Source organism: Actinomadura sp. NBRC 104412 (assembly GCF_030269515.1).
Classification (GTDB): Bacteria; Actinomycetota; Actinomycetes; order Streptosporangiales; family Streptosporangiaceae; genus Spirillospora.
In genome coordinates this window covers 1-18,696 of sequence record NZ_BSTM01000043.1, presented here as the reverse complement: position 1 = coordinate 18,696, position 18,696 = coordinate 1, and the positions used below count along the sequence as shown (strand labels likewise).

Annotated in this window: 14 protein-coding genes; 4 read left to right on the top strand and 10 right to left on the bottom strand. The window is 68.4% G+C overall.

Going from position 1 to position 18,696, the window contains the following annotated elements; genetic code table 11:
- Positions 1–7 precede the first annotated feature (7 nt).
- Entirely contained in the window at positions 8–172 is a 165-nt protein-coding gene (locus QSK21_RS32965) for a hypothetical protein (RefSeq protein WP_285701531.1), read from the top strand.
- 144 nt (positions 173–316) lie between these two features.
- Here the strand turns inward: QSK21_RS32965 and QSK21_RS32960 are convergent, their stop codons facing one another.
- On the bottom strand, positions 317–1,036 hold the full coding sequence (locus tag QSK21_RS32960; protein ID WP_285701530.1) for a DNA methyltransferase family protein: 720 nt from the start codon (positions 1,034–1,036) through the stop codon (positions 317–319).
- Between the two features lie 311 nt (positions 1,037–1,347).
- Between QSK21_RS32960 and QSK21_RS32955 the strand changes: the two genes are divergently transcribed.
- Positions 1,348–2,064, top strand: a complete 717-nt coding sequence (locus QSK21_RS32955; protein ID WP_285701529.1) for a hypothetical protein — start codon at positions 1,348–1,350, stop codon at positions 2,062–2,064.
- Between the two features lie 211 nt (positions 2,065–2,275).
- Here QSK21_RS32955 and QSK21_RS32950 read toward each other — a convergent pair whose 3' ends face one another.
- The 3 genes from QSK21_RS32950 to QSK21_RS32940 form a co-directional block, all read right to left on the bottom strand.
- Positions 2,276–2,536 (bottom strand): hypothetical protein, encoded by a 261-nt coding sequence (locus QSK21_RS32950; protein WP_285701528.1) that lies wholly within the window; start codon positions 2,534–2,536, stop codon positions 2,276–2,278.
- An 849-nt stretch (positions 2,537–3,385) separates the two neighbouring features.
- Complete coding sequence (locus QSK21_RS32945; RefSeq protein ID WP_285701526.1) at positions 3,386–4,786, bottom strand: MFS transporter; 1,401 nt, start codon at positions 4,784–4,786, stop codon at positions 3,386–3,388.
- 316 nt (positions 4,787–5,102) lie between these two features.
- The gene (locus QSK21_RS32940; protein WP_285701524.1) at positions 5,103–7,295 is read right to left on the bottom strand and encodes an MMPL family transporter; all 2,193 of its coding nucleotides are present in this window, start codon (positions 7,293–7,295) and stop codon (positions 5,103–5,105) included.
- A gap of 181 nt (positions 7,296–7,476) precedes the next feature.
- Between QSK21_RS32940 and sigJ the strand changes: the two genes are divergently transcribed.
- Positions 7,477–8,421, top strand: a complete 945-nt coding sequence (gene sigJ, locus QSK21_RS32935; RefSeq protein ID WP_285701523.1) for an RNA polymerase sigma factor SigJ — start codon at positions 7,477–7,479, stop codon at positions 8,419–8,421.
- 203 nt (positions 8,422–8,624) lie between these two features.
- Here sigJ and QSK21_RS32930 read toward each other — a convergent pair whose 3' ends face one another.
- From QSK21_RS32930 to QSK21_RS32905, 6 genes are all read right to left on the bottom strand, one after another.
- Complete coding sequence (locus tag QSK21_RS32930) at positions 8,625–9,038, bottom strand: hypothetical protein (protein ID WP_285701521.1); 414 nt, start codon at positions 9,036–9,038, stop codon at positions 8,625–8,627.
- 282 nt (positions 9,039–9,320) lie between these two features.
- The gene (locus tag QSK21_RS32925) at positions 9,321–9,917 is read right to left on the bottom strand and encodes a hypothetical protein (protein ID WP_285701519.1); all 597 of its coding nucleotides are present in this window, start codon (positions 9,915–9,917) and stop codon (positions 9,321–9,323) included.
- A gap of 301 nt (positions 9,918–10,218) precedes the next feature.
- Entirely contained in the window at positions 10,219–10,770 is a 552-nt protein-coding gene (locus QSK21_RS32920) for a hypothetical protein (RefSeq protein ID WP_285701517.1), read from the bottom strand.
- Between the two features lie 154 nt (positions 10,771–10,924).
- On the bottom strand, positions 10,925–11,458 hold the full coding sequence (locus QSK21_RS32915) for a hypothetical protein (RefSeq protein ID WP_285701515.1): 534 nt from the start codon (positions 11,456–11,458) through the stop codon (positions 10,925–10,927).
- A 442-nt stretch (positions 11,459–11,900) separates the two neighbouring features.
- The gene (locus tag QSK21_RS32910; protein WP_285701513.1) at positions 11,901–13,115 is read right to left on the bottom strand and encodes a cytochrome P450 family protein; all 1,215 of its coding nucleotides are present in this window, start codon (positions 13,113–13,115) and stop codon (positions 11,901–11,903) included.
- Positions 13,116–13,136: 21 nt separating this feature from the next.
- A complete protein-coding gene (locus QSK21_RS32905) occupies positions 13,137–14,189 on the bottom strand; it encodes a ParB/RepB/Spo0J family partition protein (RefSeq protein WP_285701511.1) in 1,053 nt (350 codons plus the stop codon).
- A gap of 141 nt (positions 14,190–14,330) precedes the next feature.
- Between QSK21_RS32905 and QSK21_RS32900 the strand changes: the two genes are divergently transcribed.
- Complete coding sequence (locus QSK21_RS32900) at positions 14,331–17,153, top strand: helix-turn-helix transcriptional regulator (RefSeq protein WP_285701509.1); 2,823 nt, start codon at positions 14,331–14,333, stop codon at positions 17,151–17,153.
- Positions 17,154–18,696: the final 1,543 nt, after the last annotated feature.

Here is an 18,696-nt window from a genome sequence, read left to right as displayed (position 1 = left end):
GAGAGGCGTGACCAGCGAAGAATCGACGAACAAGGACAAACAAGGATGGGTGGCCCCCAGAAGGGCAAAGTTGCCGGGTGACGCCCGGTTCTGGCGCGGCATAGCCAAAAAGCTCTTGATTCTCGTCGCCGCGCGACTGGTCTGGGAGGGGCTCCGCCGCCTCTTCGTGTGACGGCCGACTAGCAATCCCCGTCGAAGACCCGGCAGAGCCCCACGGTCTCCCGCCCTCAAGGGCGGGAGACCGCCTCCATCATGGGGTACGAGCCTTGAATCCTCCACCGAAGCACGGCAAGAAGCACGCGAAGATGTCGATCTGCTACCGAGGGCCGGCTTCGCCCATGGAGCCGATCAAATATCGCAACGGGGCGTACTCCACGGGGGCGCGCGTCGCCGTCCTGATCGGAAGATCCCAGCGGCTCATGGCGGCGAGTGCGATCAGGTCACGGGACGAGCTGGTACCTGACAGCCGTACGCCCGGTTCCGCCTCCACCATCCCCGCCAGGAACTCTCCGCTGCCGAGGCAGGGATCATGAAGCCGTCCGCTGAGCCCACCGCCCCCGCGCAGCAGCTCGATCATCATCTGCACTACCGGGCGTGGTGTGAAGAACGCCTCGGCCTGCGGTCGGTGCCAGGCTTGGAAGCGGTCGGCCAGCGGGTGGAACGCGTCCACTCCCAGGCCCTCGCACAGCAGCACGATGCGCGCCACGTCTTCGACGGTCTCAGCGTCAAGGTCCGCGAGCCGCGCCGTGAACTCGGTGGAGGCGTCCGCCGTTCGCAACGCGTCGACGACCCGGTCGCCGACGGCGCGCAGCAGGTTCTGCGGGCTCCACTGCCCGTCCACCGCGGCGCGCACCTCGTCCCGCAGCTCGGACCACGACCGCGCGTCCGCGTGCCGCAAGTAGATCAGCGAGAAGAGGAGGGAGAGGTAGACGAGTGGACGCTCGTGGCTGCGGAGTCGCGCGGTGAGCGGACCGAAGAGTTCCGCCAGGGTGGCCTCGGTCCGGGCGTCGGCATGATCGGATCGGTCGACGGTCATGGCATCAGTCTGTAAGCGAAGCGCCTATCCCAGGAAATGCGCATGTCGATGCGCACGCGGTTCAGTGCTGGCCGAGTACGTCGATCACTACAACACTCACCGGCCTCATCGGAGCCTCGCTCGGCAACCGCGCCTATCCGATAACACCCGCGTCCTGCGCCGTGATCGATGTCGGCGTCGGGAGACGTGCCGACTCTCGACACAGTGCAGACTGCCCGGCAGGCTGGTGCCCGCCTTTGCGTTGATCGCCTCGTGCAGTCGGCGGAAGATGTAGCTGTGGGCAGCTTCCGGTTCCGGATTGAGGGGTCACTATGGGCGCGAGCCAGGATGAAGAAGCAGCTGAGGAGGGATCCGGTACTCCGCAGGTGTTCACGGCACTGCCAGCGAGAACCGATGACGGACGGGCACTGTTTCTACGCTGCCTGGCCGACGTTGTCCGTGCGATCGATCTTGCGGTTGAGCCCGAGTGGGATCCTGATGACCAGCGGCGCTGGAGGCTGTCGGTAAGGGCAGCGCTGCACACTGCCTGCCAACAGGGCCTGATGCTGCCCGACGGTGCCTTCGACGTCCTCATCAAGGCGGCCGTCTACGACCCTGACCCGAGCTTCAACCGTCAGTTCATCGAGCCGGCTCTCAACGCATTCGGACGCCGACGGGTCCGCTCCGCGCTTCTGGACTATCTACGAATGGGCACTGACTTGGAGCGGGCGGGAGCCGCGCGGGCGTGGTACTGGTCGGCTTTACCGCTTCAGCTGCACAACATACAGGCGGAAAGCTCCCGGACCGCAAGCCAGGTAGAACCTGATGACAGGTCGGTCCTGGCGCAGGAGTGGTTCGAGGCCGCGCTCCGGGAATTCGTGAACAATGAGCACTTGGACGTTCGGCGTTGCATCCTCCCCGGTCTGCCTTTGTGGCGGTCTGCGTACCCGCCGGAACTCCACCACCTTGTGGACACGGCGGTGGCGATCGCCCGCTCGCATCCGGACGAATACATCCGTCACCGCGTGGAGGCCCAGGTTCACGGCTGACTGTCCCCCAGGAGATCGACCCTGGACTCATCCACGAGTACTCGCAGGTCGGCCTGAGGTGACCCGGTTTCCGGCACCGACACGCTTCGCCGTGCGCTGGAGCGGACACAGCTTTACAGAGTTTTGATCAATGAATAGCGTATCGCTGCATGGTGGCCAACCATCAACTATGTGGATGATAGCTGCAAACGTATTTCGAAAACCGCAATGGTCATCCGGTGCGACGCATTACCGCACACATCATGGTGATGTTGTTGCCCACGTTCGTCAGACTGACAAGTTCCCAACCCCATTGACAGAGATACTCCACAGCCGCGATCACCCCCGTCAGGCTCATGGCGGCATTCCCGTGCGACACCACCGCCACGTGCCGGTGAGGGTACATGCGCAAATCGACGCTTCCGCTCAATAGCGCATCAGCGGTTACGGTGCGCTTCTGCGCAATTTCCTGCGGAGTCTCGATCTTTCTCATGACACCGCATGTTACGGCAGCCTGCGGCCCTGTCTTACGGTGTTGGGCCGCATCGGCGTCGCCCTGTCTGCGCGGAGCGTTCAATCGTGGCGAGCAACCTGTGGAGGGGGCTCCAGCCTGTTGAGGAAGTGGCGATGGAGTTGGTTGAACTCCTCGACGCGTTTCTACTGGGGCCAGTGGCCGGCACCGTTGATGACGGTGGGCAGGTGAACTTTCCCGAGCCAGGACGGGTCCCAGAGGTAGCGCTTGCGTACTTCGGATTCCTGCGGGGCGACGGTGTGCTCCATGGTGGACGTAGCCGGGTTGGGTATAGATGCGTCGCCGTACTTCCACAATCTCGCCGGTGACCTGGGAGGTGTCGTGGAAGAGCCATTCGACGCAGGCGCGGACGCTTTCGGGGTGGGTGGCGGCGTCAAACTCCTGGAGCTTGGTCATCTTCTCGGGCTTGGAGGTGATGTTGCCGGGGGTGTTGAGTTGCGCTGGCGGACTCGGGTGGGGCGGTGGGCTGCGGCCTTGCGGTGACTCAACCGCCGAGGGATACGCCGGAGACGATTGGTCGGTCCAGGCTCATCGCGTCCATGAAGTCGATCAGGTGGTCGGTGTAACCGTGTCCGAGCGCACGTTCCTCTGCGGTGGCCACGCACCCACAACGCCCGCCGCACTACGGGGCGCCGGGTCAGACCCGGCACCTGTCCGCTGCGGCCTGGACGGGGCGCGAGGCCGGAGAGGGGCGCGGTGCCAGCGCGACACGCTGTCGGGGTGTACCAGCAGCCGTGTTTGGCGCAGCACCTGGGGGCGGGCGGCGAGTTTAGACATCGCTGACCCGGTCCTCGCTGAACCTGTGAAGGGTTAGTCGACCGGTTGAGATGGGGACGAGATCGCCTGGTTATGTCCTGGTGGTCGTCGCGTTGTTGCCTGCATTCCTGGCTTTGGCTGCCGCCGGGCGGCCGGCAGTAGGAGGGCGGGTAGTGCTCCAAGGGCGGCGATGACCGCGGCGACGATAAGGACGGCGCCTAGCCCGTCGACCCAGTAGGGGACGCCGAGTGCGGCTACTCCGGCGGCGACGCCCAGTTGTTTGGCGGTGCTGGTGATGCCCGCCGCGACGCCCGCACGCTCGGACGGGGCCGCCGCGAGTGCGACCTGGCTGGAAACGAGTGTGCCGATCCCGGCTCCAATCCCGCCTACCACTAGGCTCGGCACCATCGCGGGGAAGCTGCCCTGCCCGTAGGTGACGGCCAGCGAGACGCAGGCCCCCGTAGTCAGCAGCGGACCGGCCGCCACCGCCGCTGCGGGCGGGACGCGGTGCACGACAGGGCCAAGGAGCAGCGGTATGGCGAGGGCGGGCAGGCTGTAGGCCAGAAACCATAGGCCCATCTCGGCAGGCCGCGCACCCATGGGACCTTGCACGTACAGCGCGAAGTAGACCATCGTGCCGGCGCCCGCGACGTGGAACGCGAACGCCGCGGCTGCGTTGGCCGCGTACAGCCCGTCCCGCAGCAGCGAGAAATCGATCATCGGGTCCGGGGTCCGGCGCAGTGCCAGCCGCGTCCCGGCCGTGACCGCCAGCGCCAGTGCGCCGATCGCCTGCCACGGCGCGTTCCATGCTTCGATCAGCGCCCACATCGCCGCGATCAAGCTGACGGTGAGGTAGCCGGTGGCGCGCAGGTCCAGCGGGCGCGGGTGAGGGGCGCGTGATTCGTCCACAACGCGGATCCCGACGGCGAGCGCGGCCGTTGCTACGGCGGCGCTGGCGACGAAGATCGCGCGCCAGCCGAACACCTCGGTGAGCAGGCCGCCGAGGAGCGGGGCGGTGACGGTGGCGGCGCCTGCCGATGCCGCGAACACGCCGAGGGCCCGGTTGCGCTCGCGTCCGGTGGGGAACACCGCCGCCAATAGCGGTGAGGCCGACCCGTACAACATTGCCGCGCCGATGCCCTGCACGCCGCGGCACACGTCCAGGATGAGCGCGGACGGGGCGAGTCCGCAGGCGAGCGAGGTGCCGCCGAACACCCCGAGCCCTGAAAGGAATACGCGACGCCGTCCGAACCGGTCGGCGAGGGCCCCCGCGGTCAGCAGCAGCGACGCCAGGGCCAGGGCGTAGGCGTCGATGGCCCACTGCACCTGGGGCAGGTTCGCGTCCAGGTCGCGCCGCATGTCGGGGAGGGCGACGTTGACCCCGACAAGGTCCAGGATGAGGAGGTGGACGGCGGTTGCTGTCAGGGCGAGGGTCCAGGTACGCCGCCGGGCCATGCTGGTCTCCTAGTGAGAATTCGATGTAGGCCAACGCCTTCACCAACGGCTTGGGTGTGGTCGGGTGATCTCCGGGAGTTTTTCGTTTGAAAAGGGCGAGGGTGGGTGGCGCAGCCATGGCACGTTTTCTGATGCTGCGCATTCCGCGTTGCAGCAGGTTGTAGGAATGGTTGTCGAGGCGCGGGGACGGTCGTCGGATCGGCAACCGGGATCAGGGAGCATGAGGTGCCGGTGGCCCAGGCTTTCCGTGCCTCCTTGCCGGGTTGGTGCTACGACGCCATGACCGGTGATGGTCCGTGGGTCCGCGTGGTGAGTGTCAGGCGGCGACTTTGACCGGTTCTGCTTCTCCGGTGTTCTCATGGAGGCCGAAGCGTGCGTGCAGGCGGCGCAGAGGCCGGGGCGCCCACCAGGTCGCACGGCCACCGAGCCGCATCACCGCAGGCAGCAGCGCGCCACGGACGACCGTGGCGTCCATCAGGACGGCCAGGGGCAGGCCGACGCCGAACGCCTTCATCAGCGTGACCTCGGAGAACAGGAAGGCGAGGAAGACGATCGAGATCAGCACTGCCGCGGCGGTCACTATCCGTCCGACGCGTTCCAGGCCGTATGCCACCGCGGCGGTGGGCGAGCCCGTGCGATCGTACTCCTCCCGGATCCGGGCGAGCAGGAACACCTGGTAGTCCATGGCCAACCCGAAGGCCAGCGCGAACAGTGTGACCGGAAGCGTCGCCACGGTGCTGCCGGTGACGGTGAAGCCCCCGAGTACTCCGGACAGATGACCCTCCTGGAAGATCCAGACCAGCGCGCCGAAGGTCGCGGTGAGGCTGAGGGCACTGAGCAGCAACGCCAGGAACGGCACCAGGACGCTGCCGGTGAGCAGGAACAGCAGCGTCAGCATGGCGATGACGACCAGTCCGATGGAGATGGGCAGCCGTTCGGCCAGCGCGGCCGTGGAGTCGTGGTTCTGCGCCGCCGTCCCTCCGACCAGGATGGGGAACGGCGCGGGCTCGGTGCGCAGGTGACGCACGAGACGCATCGCGTTCTCCTCGCTGGTGCCGGCGGCGGGGACGACCGAGAGGTAGGTCGCGCCACCTGCTGTGAACCGCCGGTGCGCCGGTCCCGCGGGCACCACCAGCCTGCCCTGCTCGAACCCGCCCGCGGACGACTCCACACTGGCGACATGCGGGAGCCGCGACAGCCGGGCGGCGTAGGAGCCGATGACTTCGTGACCGGCGGCCGCACGGGGAGCGACCACATGCAGGGCGTTCTGTTCACCCGGGGAGAAGCCGGCGCGCAGCGCGGTGGCGACCTGCCGGGACATCGCCGACTCGGGCAGCGTCCGCTCGTCGGGATATCCCAGCCGGATGCCGAGGAAGGGCACTCCGGCCAGCAGCAGGAGCACGGCCGCGGCCGTCGCCACCGGCAGGGGACGGCGCATGACCATCATGGCCGACCGGTGCCAGAACCCTGCCTCGGCGCTGCGCCGGGACGGGCGGCTCCGCGCGATGCGTGTTCCCCACAATGCCAGCAGGGCGGGCAGTACGACCAGCGACGCGGCCGCCGCGAGCAGCGCGGTCGCCACCCCCGCGTAGGCCATGGAACGCAGTGCCAGCATGGGGAAGGCCGCCAGGCCCGACAGCGCGACGGCCACCATGATCGCCGAGAAGACGACCGTGCGGCCGGCGGTGCGCATCGCCGTGCCGATCGCGGCCTGGTGCTCCCGCCCGGCCTCCAGCTCCTCCCGGTAGCGGTTGACGATCAGCAGGCTGTAGTCGATCGCCAAGCCGAGACCCACGAACGTGACCGCGTTCGCCGCGAAGATCGACAGATCCGTGGTGGCGGCCAGGACCCCCATCAGGCCCAGTCCCAGCAGCATCGTCACGATCGCCACCGCCAGCGGGAGCAGCGCGGCCACGACGCTGCCGAAGACCAGGACCAGCGCGACCAGCGTCAAGGGCAGTACGATCAGCTCGCCGACGGCGACGTCCCGTTTGGTCTGCGCGTTGATCTCGTGTTGGACCATCGCGACGCCCCCGGCCCGTACGTCCAGATCGCCGTGTGTGCCCTGGTACCGCGGGAGCAGCGTCCCTACTCGCTTGTCGGCGGCGCTGGAGTCGCCGTTGATCGAAGCGAGGATCAGCGCGCTGCGGCCGTCCGCCGCGCGCAGCCGAGGCAGCCGGCCCGCGGTCCAGTAGGAGGTGACGTTGGTCACCCCTTGCTCACCCGCCAGTCTGCGGGTCAGCGCCGTGCCGGCGGTGGCGATCGCCGGGTCGTCGACGCCCGCCTTCGCGCGCACGAGCAGGACGAGATCGGGCTGGCCCTGCCCGAGCACGTTCTCCAGCACGGCCGTCGCGCGCGCGGACTCCGAGCCAGGGTCGTCGAATCCACCGCCCTTCAGTTCGCCCAACAGCGAGGACCCCGCCACCGCACCCGCGACCGCGAGCAGGGCGACGGTGGTGAGCACCGCCCTTCGCCTACGCAGCACGAACACCGAAAGCCTCGCGAGCATGCCTGGTTCTCCTCCCGCCTGGGGACCTGGCCCCACGCCGTTACAGAGTCGACAAGCACCGGGCACTGTGACATCGGCGGTGGGTGTCGCTGGTCACACCCGGCTGGAGCTGTCACATATGGGCCCGCGAACCGACTCTTTGGTGTGGAGGACCCGATGTGGACGGGAGGACGGGCCGGTAATGGGGAACGACCAGGAATCGAATGCGCGGCAGGGCGACCCTGCGGAGCTTGGGGCGCAGGAGGTCTTCACCGAGTATCGGGAACTGCTTTTCGCCGTGGCCTACAACATGCTGGGCACGGTGTCCGACAGCGAGGACGTGCTGCAGGAGACCTGGCTGTCCTGGGCATCGGCCCGTCACGACACGATCGCCGACCCGCGTTCCTACCTCGTGCGCATCACTGTGAACCAGGCCCTGCGCCGCCTGCGCCAGGTCCGCGGCGGCAGGGAGGTCTATGTCGGGCCGTGGTTGCCCGAGCCCTTGGTGACCGGGACCAGCCTCGCCCGGGTGGAGGATACGGCCGACGCCGTCGGCCGGACCGAGTCGGTGTCGCTGGCCCTGCTGGTGGTGCTGGAGACGCTGTCACCGCTGGAGCGCGCGGTGTTCGTGCTGCGAGAGGCGTTCGGCTACGAACACACGGAAATCGCGGAGGTCCTGGGGCGGAGCCCTGCGGCCGTCCGCCAGCTCGCCCACCGCGCCCGCGAGCACGTTCAGGCGCGCCGCCCGCGGTACGAGCCCGATCCACGGGTGCGGCGCGCGGTCACCGACAGGTTCCTCGCCGCGGCGCTCGGCGGGGACCTGGCCGAGCTGATGGAGGTCCTGGCACCGGATGTCACGATGTGGACCGACAGCGGAGGCCATCTGCGGGCGGCGCACCGTCCGATCCAAGGCAGGGACAAGGTGGCCCGGCTTATCGCGGCCCAGCACCAAGCCTATGGAACGGACCTGCGGATACACCCTGTCGAGGTCAACGGCCACCCGGCTTCGTTGGTCTTCGGTTCCAAGGTGTTCGGCGTACTCGTCGTCGAGGTCGCCCCTGGAAGCGACCGAGTGTCGGAGATCTACGGCGTGGTCAACCCGAACAAGCTCTCCCGAGCCAAGGGCGCACTCGACGCGCTGCGGTGACCATCATGACGGACGGTGGCGCAGCGAGACCGTCGGTGCGCGCTTTCCACGGCCTGTGGGCCGCCGACAGACTGATCGCGGATGGGACGGTCCCAACCATCCGGTAGGCGCGGGATCGTTTGCACCTCGCGCTTATTGGGGACGGGCAGTGACGGCGGTTCGGCGGGACGGCCAGATCATGGTGACCAGGGGCCACCGTCCGGTCATCGCACCGTCGTCCGCCGCGCCATGGTCCACTCGGTCACGACCGGCCGGTTCAGCAGCCTGGACAGCATGAAGGACACCACGCCAACTGCGATCATCGGGAGCGTGAGCAGGATCAACTGGGACGTGGGCCAGTTATCGAAGACGTCATCAAGGCCGAATCCCGTGAGCGCGAACACAATGATGAGCGCCACGCCACCCGGTGCGAGAACCCCGAAGGCCCGGAGCACTTGGCGCATGTAACGGACGGCTACGGGCCCGCCATGCCAGACCCGCCACATCCATAGTCCGAGAGCTGCCGTCCAGACCACGGCATACGAGACGTCCTCGCCTGTGATCGCCCCTGAGTACACGAAGCCGAACGTCGTCGCCACCGCCCAGTAGAGGCCCACCCAGATCAGGGTGGCGATCACCTCCCAGGGCCTTACGGGGACGGCATCTGACTCGGGCGCCATGGGTAACCTCCAGGTAGATAGTGCTGTGGAACGGTCCGTTCACGCGCGTATGCGCCAGGCGATGGCGGCCCGGCCAGGCCGGCGACCCGGCCAGGACGCGCCGACCAGGAGGCCGGCCGCTGTTGAACCACTGGTGTTTGCGCTGCCTCCACGATCGTGAGCTATCAGCAGAATCCGGTGGCGTCCCGAATCAGCTCGTCCATTGAGACATATGCGTCCAGGTATGCGTCGGTGTTCGCGTCATGTCGGTTCTGGAGTATCTGGCCGTTTCCCCGCGGGGCCGTTCCCCCGCGGCCGCCCCAGCGTGAAGCGGGGCTCGCGGGCGGAGTGGTCGCCGCTGCCGATGGGCGCGGAGACCCGGTAGAGGTAGCGAAGGATCGAGCGATGGCGAGGGAGGATCGAGCGTCCACCCCGCGGCGGCTCAGTGATCGGCACCTGGATGCCGCGCCCGGGAAACCTGCCCGGCGCCTTGAGGACGATCGCCCCGATCGGCACGGCCAGCACGCCCTCGTGCCGTTCCGCGATCAGCTTCACCAGGACGGGCGCGGGTTCGTACGGGACGGAGGTCCGCCCGCGCACCGCGATGGTGACGTCGATGGTGGTGGGGTCGTCCCCCTGGCGCGCCGTGGCGGAGTCGAAGTCGGCGTTGGTCACCGTCGAGAGGACGATCATGTCGGGCGCCATGCCAGGGCACCAGGCCACCACCGCCGCCGGGTGCCCCGCCGCGTCCGGTGCCATCCCGGCGACACCGGCATCCGGCGGCGCGCAGACGACCAGCAACGGCCATATAGGGCTTATCAGCACCGCCAGGACCAGAGGGCCTCGTCGTCGCATCACGCGCCTACCTGAATACGGTCATGTATGTATGTGTCGAGCTGTGACGAGCAGCGGACACCTGCCACACCTGGAGCGGCCCGAGGTGCCCGACCAGACTGTGTTGCGGAAGGTGATCGGTCTGCTACCGGCCGCCTGGTCGGCCTCACTACCCGCTACGCGACGCCGCAGGGTGCGCGTGAGCGACTCCCGCGGCACCTCGACGTTGCAGGACCGCGACCGCCCAGCCGGCCTCCAGCCTGACTGAAGTGGCCGAGATCGGTTCGACGAGGCCGTCGCCCCATGGTCGCCCTGCGCTGCGGGATCAGCGTCGTTGAGCAGGAGTCGTTCGGTCACTGGCCGCCGCGCCGATGGATTCCAGCGCGGCCCGGCGCATTCGGTCGATCTTGCTGCCCGGCTCGCCCTTGTTGAATCCGTACGAGGCGAGTTCGGGCAGGGTGACGATCTCGCCGAATCCCGCCCAGTGACCGTTGGTGATCTGGCGCAACTGGACCCACACACGGTGCGCCTCGACCATCGTGTTCTCGCTGCCCTCCGCGGCAAGGACCGCCGCGGTCACCCGCTTCACCAACTTGTCCCGACCGCGCGCCGCCATCGGGCCGAACACCCCGGGAGCGCCTTCGGGGATCGTGACCGTCACGCGATAGACCGGCTTGGCGAGAGACCGTCCGCCGACGAACACCTCCTGTTCATTGATGAAGCACCAGGTCAGTGCCTGCATGTGCTCGACATCCCCGAAGTCGGCCAGAGGCGCGGCCTCGAGTTCGAGCACGATCGTCGACAGTTCGGCGGCCAGGCGTTGTTTGACGGCCTGGTCCAGGGCTCCCTTGGTGGTGGTGAGTTCGATCATCGGCACGGCAGGTCTCCATGTTCGCGGGCTTCTCCGGTCTTCTAACATACATACACGAATGTATGTCACATAGCGGGGCCGCCCGGCCGCCCGACGTTGCTCCGTGCTTCTCGGCGCCGCGTTCGCTCGCCTCCGCAGGCGGTGGCGGCCCAAGGTTCGGTCATCTGGCCGGCCGCACGGTTCGATGGCACTGTACGGAAATCAGGGTCTGGTCAGTGGTGATGCGCGGCTTCAGGCGAGTGTGTGGATCCTGAGCACGCGGTTCGCGCCGCCTTGGAATTCGTTCGGCACGGTCGGGCACTCGCTTCGCGCGCCGGCGGAATCCGATCGGCTCGCCGCAGCCCATGTGGACGAGCGGGAGCGAGAGCGGCGGCCCGCCGGGATCGCCGACCTGCGCCAGCATGCCGCCGAGCGCCACCACCAGGTCGGTGCCCTGCCGGGAGCCGCGCGGGCCGTCGCACCCGAACGGCGTCACCCGGACGTGGACCAGGTGATCGGGCGCCGGGGTGCCGTCGAGCAGCACGTCGGCGGTGTCCAGCAGCCGCCGCAGCCCGGCCTCGATATCCTCACCTCGCGCCCGGCTGACCCGGCACAGCTCCAGGATCGCCGTACGGTGCCAGTCCCGAACATGGACGCCGGCCCAGGTGAACAGCAGGTGCGAGCACAGGACCAGGTCGACGCTCGCGTCCGCCAAGGGCAGTCAGGGGAGGCTGGCGGCGAGGTAACGGCCGGGGTCCCGCCGCAGGTCGGCGAGAGATTCGGCGGAGGCCGCACCCCGCGGCTTCTCGCGATGGTCAGGAGGGCCGTACCAGTCCCACACGAACCGGTCGTCCGCCGCGCTGACATTTCCTGGCCCCGCTAGGGCAAGTCCTGTCTGTCCTTGAACCTGTGATACAAGGCGCCTCGCGCGTATCCGGCCTCACGCGCCGACCTTTTCGAGCACGATGTTGCCGTAGCCGTACCGCGACAGGCCCCTGGCAGCGGACTCCAGCAGGACGGACCGCGTGCGGCCGCTCCACCCCGCCTGGGTTGGGCGACGGGCCGGTGGGAGTCCCCGCGAGCGGCCCGGTCTGAGTTACGTACGTTCGTGTCTTCGGTCTCCGCGCATTCTGCCGATGGGGCGGCGGATCCTGGGGTCAGTCCAGAAGGACCGGCAGTGTGGTCAGCCCGTTGATGAGGAGGCCGGCTTGCAGCGTGAGGTCTTCCGGGGGGACGGCCAGGCGTAGTCTCGGAAATCGTTCGATGAGCCCGCCCAGTGCGATCCTCGCCTCGAGCCGGGCGAGTGGCGCGCCGAGACAGTGGTGGATGCCGTGGCCGAAGGCCAGGTGCGATGCCATCGCCCTGGTGATGTCGAGCCGGCCGGGGGCGGTGAACTGGCGGGGATCGTGGTCGGCGGCCAGCAGCGCGGGCAACACCACCTCGCCGGCGGGAATGGTGACCTCGCCGATCCGTACCGGTGCCGCCGTCCGATAGGGGATTGCCACCTGTGCGGGGCCGTTGAAACGGAGAAGCTCCTCGACGGCCGCAGGAAGCCGGTCGGGTTCGGAACGCAGTAGGTCGAGTTGGTCGGGATGGGCCAGCAGCGCTTGCGTGCCGCCACAGATCAGGTGCGCCGTGGTCTCGAAGCCGGCGGCGAGCAGGAGGAAGACCACCGAGGTCAGCTCGTTCTCCGACAGCCGGTCACCGTCCGCGCGCGCCGCGACCAGCCCGGAGAGGAGATCGTCGGACGGGACGGCTCGCTTCTGTGCGATCAGGTCCCGGATGTAGGCGATCAGCGAGGTCACGGCGGCGAGGTAAGTCTCGGGGGGATGGGCCGAGCCGTTGATGGCGACCCTCGTCCATTCCTGGAAGTCCCGCCGGCCGTCCGCCGGTATGCCGAGGAGCTCGCTGAGCACGGTGATCGGGACGGGATGGCCGAACGCGGCCAGCAGGTCGACCGGCGCGCCACGCCTTCCAGCGACCGAGAGATCGTCCAGCAGGCCGTCCACGATGAGCCGGATCCGCGGCTCATGGTCCTGGATTCTCCGCCGCGTGAACGCTGCGGACACCAGCCGGCGCAGCCTGGTGTGGTCGGGCGGGTCGGCACCGAGCAGATGGTGCTCCATCGCCGCGGCGAGTTCGGCCGGGACGACGTCGCGATGCGGCCCGTCACCGCCCGTGCCCTTGATGATGTCGGGATGGGTGAGCGCCTCCCGCGCCTCGGCGTAACCGGTGATCAGCCATACCGGGACACCGGTGAACAACGTGACCCGCCGTACCGGCCCGGCCGCCGCCAGTTCGGCGACCGCCGCGAGCCGGGCAGCCGGCGTGGCCTCGACGAACGGCGCGGTCATCGGGGACGTTCCCGTCATGGTCAACCTCCGATCAGGCCGTCATCCGGCGCGCTCGCCGTCGCCGTCGGCCGTGTCGGACGGTCGCAGCTCACGGAGTTCTTCAGAAAGCGACCGGAGTATTCGCGCATAGGCGTGACTCAGCTCCGTCATCATGGCGAGCCGATGTGGTGGTATCCCGTTCTTGACGGCGTCTTTGTGGTGAGCGATCACCTGGCATGATTCGTACATGCGCAGGAGCGCACGGCCGACCTCGGAGAAGCGGAGGGACGGATCCTTGCGGAGCCGCTCGACATTGGCGGCCAGCTCGGAGAGCGCCTCGGCGGACAGCGCCGGCGGCGCGATGTTCAGATTCTCGGCGGGTTCGCGTGGATGTTGTGGCCTGCCCTTCGCGGAGAAGCGCGCCGGGACGGGATTCTCACCGCGTGCGATCCTGTCGCGTACGTCGGCGGCGGTGGCCGGGGAGATGCCGGCCGCACGGGCGATGTCGCGGAGCGAGGCGCCCGGATCGTTCATGATCAGTTGTGCGGCGCGCTCGCGGCCGGCCGTGCTGTCGAGCGGCCGGGACTTCCCGTCCCTGCCGATCCTCACGGTGGTCTCCGGGATGTGGCCGGCCATTTCACGCCGTAGCGTCGCGACTTTCTTCGCCGACACCCCGACCACGACCGCGACCATGCGGTCGGACCATTCGGGATGCATTTCGAAGATGCGCTTCGCCGCCGCGGCACGGTCTTGCTGAGAAAGAGGCAGGCCATGCTTGGTGTTGGCCACGACCGCGAGCAGGAACACGTCGCTCTCGGTGCCGTGGAAGAAGCGCGCGTCGATCTCCCGTTCGCCGCGCAGGATCGCCGCACGCAGACGATGCATGCCGTCGATGACCTTGCGGGAAGGCAGGTGCACCACGATGGGTGGGAGCGCCCCGCCGGAGTCCGCAAGCGTTCGTACGTGCGCTTCGTCCTCCCCGCCAAGGCGAGGAGATCCGGATGTCGACAGGGACTCGATGGGGACCCGTACCACCGTCGAGCGATCGATCTCTTCTTGTTGCAGCCGAAGGCGCCTGGTCAGGGCGTTCTCACCCGTGTGCAGATCGCGCACAGTGTGATCCATTTTCGATCCACACCTCGGAATGTTCGAAGACCGCTACGGCCCGGCCGGCGATGAGGCATCGGCATCGGTCATGCATATTGCGTGAACGAACTCCACGACATGCCGGCATGCACGGGACGGTAAGGCTCGGTGAGCGCCGTTCGCACCGGCGATCTCGCCGGTGTGACCGGCGCTCGTCCGGGCGGCATGCCCCATTGGCCGAAGGTTATGATCATCGGCATGGTGTGGGGCCGGGAGGTCGAGCTGGCCGCGATCGACCGGTTGTTGGCCTCCTGCCGAGCGGGTGCGGGCGGCGCTCTCCTCGTGGCGGGCGAGCCGGGCATCGGCAAGTCGACATTGCTCGCCTACGCCGATGGTCGGCCGCACGGATTACGGACGCTGCACGCCGAGGGCACTGAAGCGGAGTCCGCACTCGCCTTCTCCCTCCTCCACCAGCTCCTGCACCCAGTCCTTGATCGGGTGGGGACGCTTCCCGCGCCGCAGTCCAGGGCTCTCCGTACCGCGCTCGGTCTGGAGGCGGGGCCGGCTCCGGATCGGTTCCTGGTCTCGGTGGCGGTGCTCACGCTGCTCTCCGACCTCGGCGAAGCGCGGCCTGTGCTGTGCCTGGTGGACGACGTCCATTGGGCGGACGGTCCTTCGATGGAGGTGCTCACGTTCGTCGCCCGTCGTCTGCGTACCGAGCCTGTCGCGCTGCTGGTCGCCGGGCGGGTGGGGAAGGGCTGCGCGATTCCGGCTGGAATAAGCGTGTTGCGTTTGGCCGGGTTAGAGGCGGAGGCGGCCGCAAGGCTCCTGGACACGCGGCGCGAGATGTCCCTCGCGCCAGATGTGAGAGATCGGCTGATCGCCGCGACCCGCGGTAACCCCCTCGCCTTGATCGAGATCTCCGGAACGCTGACCCGGCGGCAACTCGGCGGCCATGATCCGCTGCCCGACCCGCTTCCCTTGAGCGGGGAGCTGGAGAGGGTGTACCTGGAGCAGGTCCGGCGACGTGAGCCCGTACTTCGGTCTCTCCTGCTGTTGTGCGCCGCGGAAGGGACAGGCCACCTCGACCCGATCCGCCGTGCCGCTGAAGTCCTTGGTGTGGACCTGGAGCCGCTCGAGTCCGGCGCTCTCGCCGACCTGGTACGGATCGACGGGCGGGTGATCGCCTTCCGTCATCCCCTGGTTCGCTCGGCCGCCTACCACGGCGCGTGCCAGGCTGATCGCCGAGCCGCTCACATGGCGCTCGCCGACGCGCTCAAGGGTGACCCTGCCGAGAGCGACCGGAGAGCCTGGCACCGCGCGCGGGCCGCCCTGGGGGCCGACGAGGAGGTCGCCCGCGACCTTGAGCACTCGGCAGAACGGACCCTGCGGCGTTCAGGCCATGCCGCCGCGGTGACCGCGCTCGAGTGGGCGGCCGCGCTCAGCCCGGAGGAAGGCGACCAGGCGCGCCGGATCGTGAGCGCGGCCGACGCGGCGTGGCTGGGCGGCGATACCGCACACGCGCGCGATCTGCTCGACCGTGCGGAGCGTTGCGACAGCATCGCACCTGCCGTACATGGCCGGATCCACTACCTCCGCGGAATGATCGAGCTGCGCTGCGGCGTCGTGGCCGACGCTCTCCCCCTGCTGCTGCCGGCGGCCGCCAAGGCGGTCGAGGTCGACCCCCACCTCTCCCTGCGGATGCTCATCGTCGCGAGCGAGGCCGCGTTCCACGCCAACGATGCCGCCGCGACGCGGGAGATCGACCGTCTCATGGCGCGGCTGCCGCACGCCGGCGACAGTCATGACGGCATGCTCGCCCGCCTCTTCCAGTACGTGGCACAGATCAACGAAGGCAAGAACCCTCCATCGCTGCGTGAGGACATCGCACACGCCGAGCAGACGGAGGACCCGCACATTCTCGTTCGAGCCGGCGGTGTGGCCTTCGCCCAAGGCGACCTGGCGCTCGCACGACGGCTGCGCATCAAGGGTGTCCGGTTGGCGCGGACCCTCGGGGCGGCCGGAACACTTGCCTGGGCTCTGTGGCACCAGGCCAATGATGAGATCCTCCGCGGCCGTTACGCCCACGCCGAGGCGCTGACCGACGAAGGCCACCGTCTCGCGCTGGAGACCCATCAGCCCAACCTCGGGTGGCAGCACCAGGCGACCCGGGTCGCCTTGGCCGCCGTACGCGGACGAAAGCAGGAGGCCCAGCGCCTCGCCGACGAGGTCAGCGAGCAGGCGGGCATCCGCCGGTTGGCTACGGCAGCCGCGTCCGCCCATAGCGCGCTCGCCCGGCTCGCCCTCGCGGAAGGACACGGCGAAGAGACGGTCCAGCATCTGGACGCGATGCGCGCGCTCATGTCCACCAGTCATCACAGGGTGTCGTTCACCGTGATCCCCGACTACGTGGAAGCCGCCGTACGCGTGGGCCAGCCCGCCCGAGGCCGCGAGCTGTTCAAGCGTTATCTCAGCGACACCGACGCGGCTCCGCCAGAAGCACGTGCCCTCGCCGCCCGCGCGCACGCGCTGCTGACCACTGGCAACGAGGCGGATCGATGGTTCCGGCAGGCGCTGGCGCTGCACACAGAGGCCGACGTTCCACTCGACCAGGCACGCACGGCGCTGCTGTACGGCGAGTTCTTGCGCCGCCGTCGCCGCCGCGTCGATGCTCGCACCCAGCTACGGAACGCGCTCACGACCTTCGACAGGCTCGGCGCGGCCGCATGGGCGCGCAGAGCTCGCGGCGAACTCCGAGCCACGGGCGAGACCGTCCGCAAGCGCCACGAGAACAATCTCGACCAACTCACCCCGCAAGAGCTTCAGGTCGTACAGGCGGTCAGTCAGGGCGCCACCAACCGTGAGGTCGCCGCCCAGCTGTTCATCAGCCCACGCACGGTCGATGACCACATGCGAAAGGTGTTCCGGAAACTCGGGATCAGCTCCCGCACCGAACTCATCCGGCTGCACCTCGACAGCCCGTCGGATTGAACAGGCCACGACCCCGGCGAATGTCGACCTGTCGCCGCTACTGACGCGGTCGACCCGTAGCAGACAAAGCAGACGCATGACCCGAAGAGCAAGCCGGCCTCCGAGGTCATGCCCGCCCTGCGTCCCCTTGTGCAGTGCCGTCGGCGAGGTCGTCGATGTCCACGGCGGTGACCGCGCACTCACGCGCGCCGTCCACGTAGCGGTGTTGTCCCGGTAGTGGTAAGTACGTCCGAAGAAGTCCGCGGCGGCCAGCGCTCCGCCGATCCCCACCGCCGCTGTACAGCCACCCCCGGCGTACTACGCCCCGGAGGAGCCGACGTCGCCCGCTCCGTCCCCCACCGGTGGCCGCGGTTGGACGCACCCGTTCCGCGGCCGACGGGCCGCCCGCCGAGATCGTCATCCAACCCCCCGCAGGTTCGAGGAGCGATGCCCCGCAACGCGCCAGGTGGCAGTAGATTCTCCGGTCGGCTATCGGGTCATGCGGTCGATCACGACGTCGAAGCGGGCGGGCATGGTTCCGTAGTCGCGGGCCAGGCTGCGATGGAACATCAGCCCAGGGCGCGCTCGGCCACACGGTGGACGATCTGGACGCCGATGCCCAGCGTTGCACCGCGCTAGACGACGGCGTTCTGGTAGCCGGTGTCGGCCCGGGCCTTGGTGATGGTGGGGTGCTCGGCGTGCAGGGTGGTCAACATCTGGCGGCCAGCGGTGCACGCTGGCGGCGGTGACCAGCACCGCCAGCAACAGGCCGAAGCCGAGGACCTGCTCGACGAACGTCCGCTTCGTGCAGGGCGTCGTTGCGGCACAAGACCGGTGAACCCGCAGGTGGATCACCAGTTCTTGGCCATCGAACACCTGTATCGGCCAGCCGCTGGTCGTAGTTGCTGTGCATCTGGTGCGACGTGGTCCGGAAGCCGGAACAGCCGGCCTGTCTGGTGCCGGTCCATGCCCGGGCGCACACCGTCGTACCGGAAACGAAACAACCTGGTCAACGCACATGCGCGCCAGGTCAGGCAACGGAACGGCTACCAGCTCCTTGATCGACATTCCGCGAGATGCTTTGGATCAAGGAGCTTGCTATCGACCAGGAACTCACCGCGTCCTTGGCGGATCCTCAGAAGTGAGGAGTTCACGGTGCCCGCCGATCCCAGGCAGTTGACGAACGTACGCGCACGACTGCGCGCGTCGCTGGGGCCAGATCACTATGCGCCGACGCGGCGAAGTCGGTGCTCAGTAAGCTCGCGGCCAACGCCATTGTCCATGGGTGCGCGCCCGGCGATCCCCTGCGAGTGATAAGGCAGCATAGGTCGCCATCGCCGTTACCGACACGGGCTGAGGTCCTGGTACAGCGCCACGGATTTGATTCGCCGGTACCGGCTGCGCACTGGTCGGTCCGGAAGACGGGCGCCGGTCTTCTGAGGTTCCCCCCGTTGCACGGATACCTGCGATGAGGTCACTCGGCGGTGTCTGAGGGCAGGTTGAGCCCTTCGAACGTGACGGGGCTGTGCATCCCGATACTGGAATGCCGCCTGTAGGGATTATA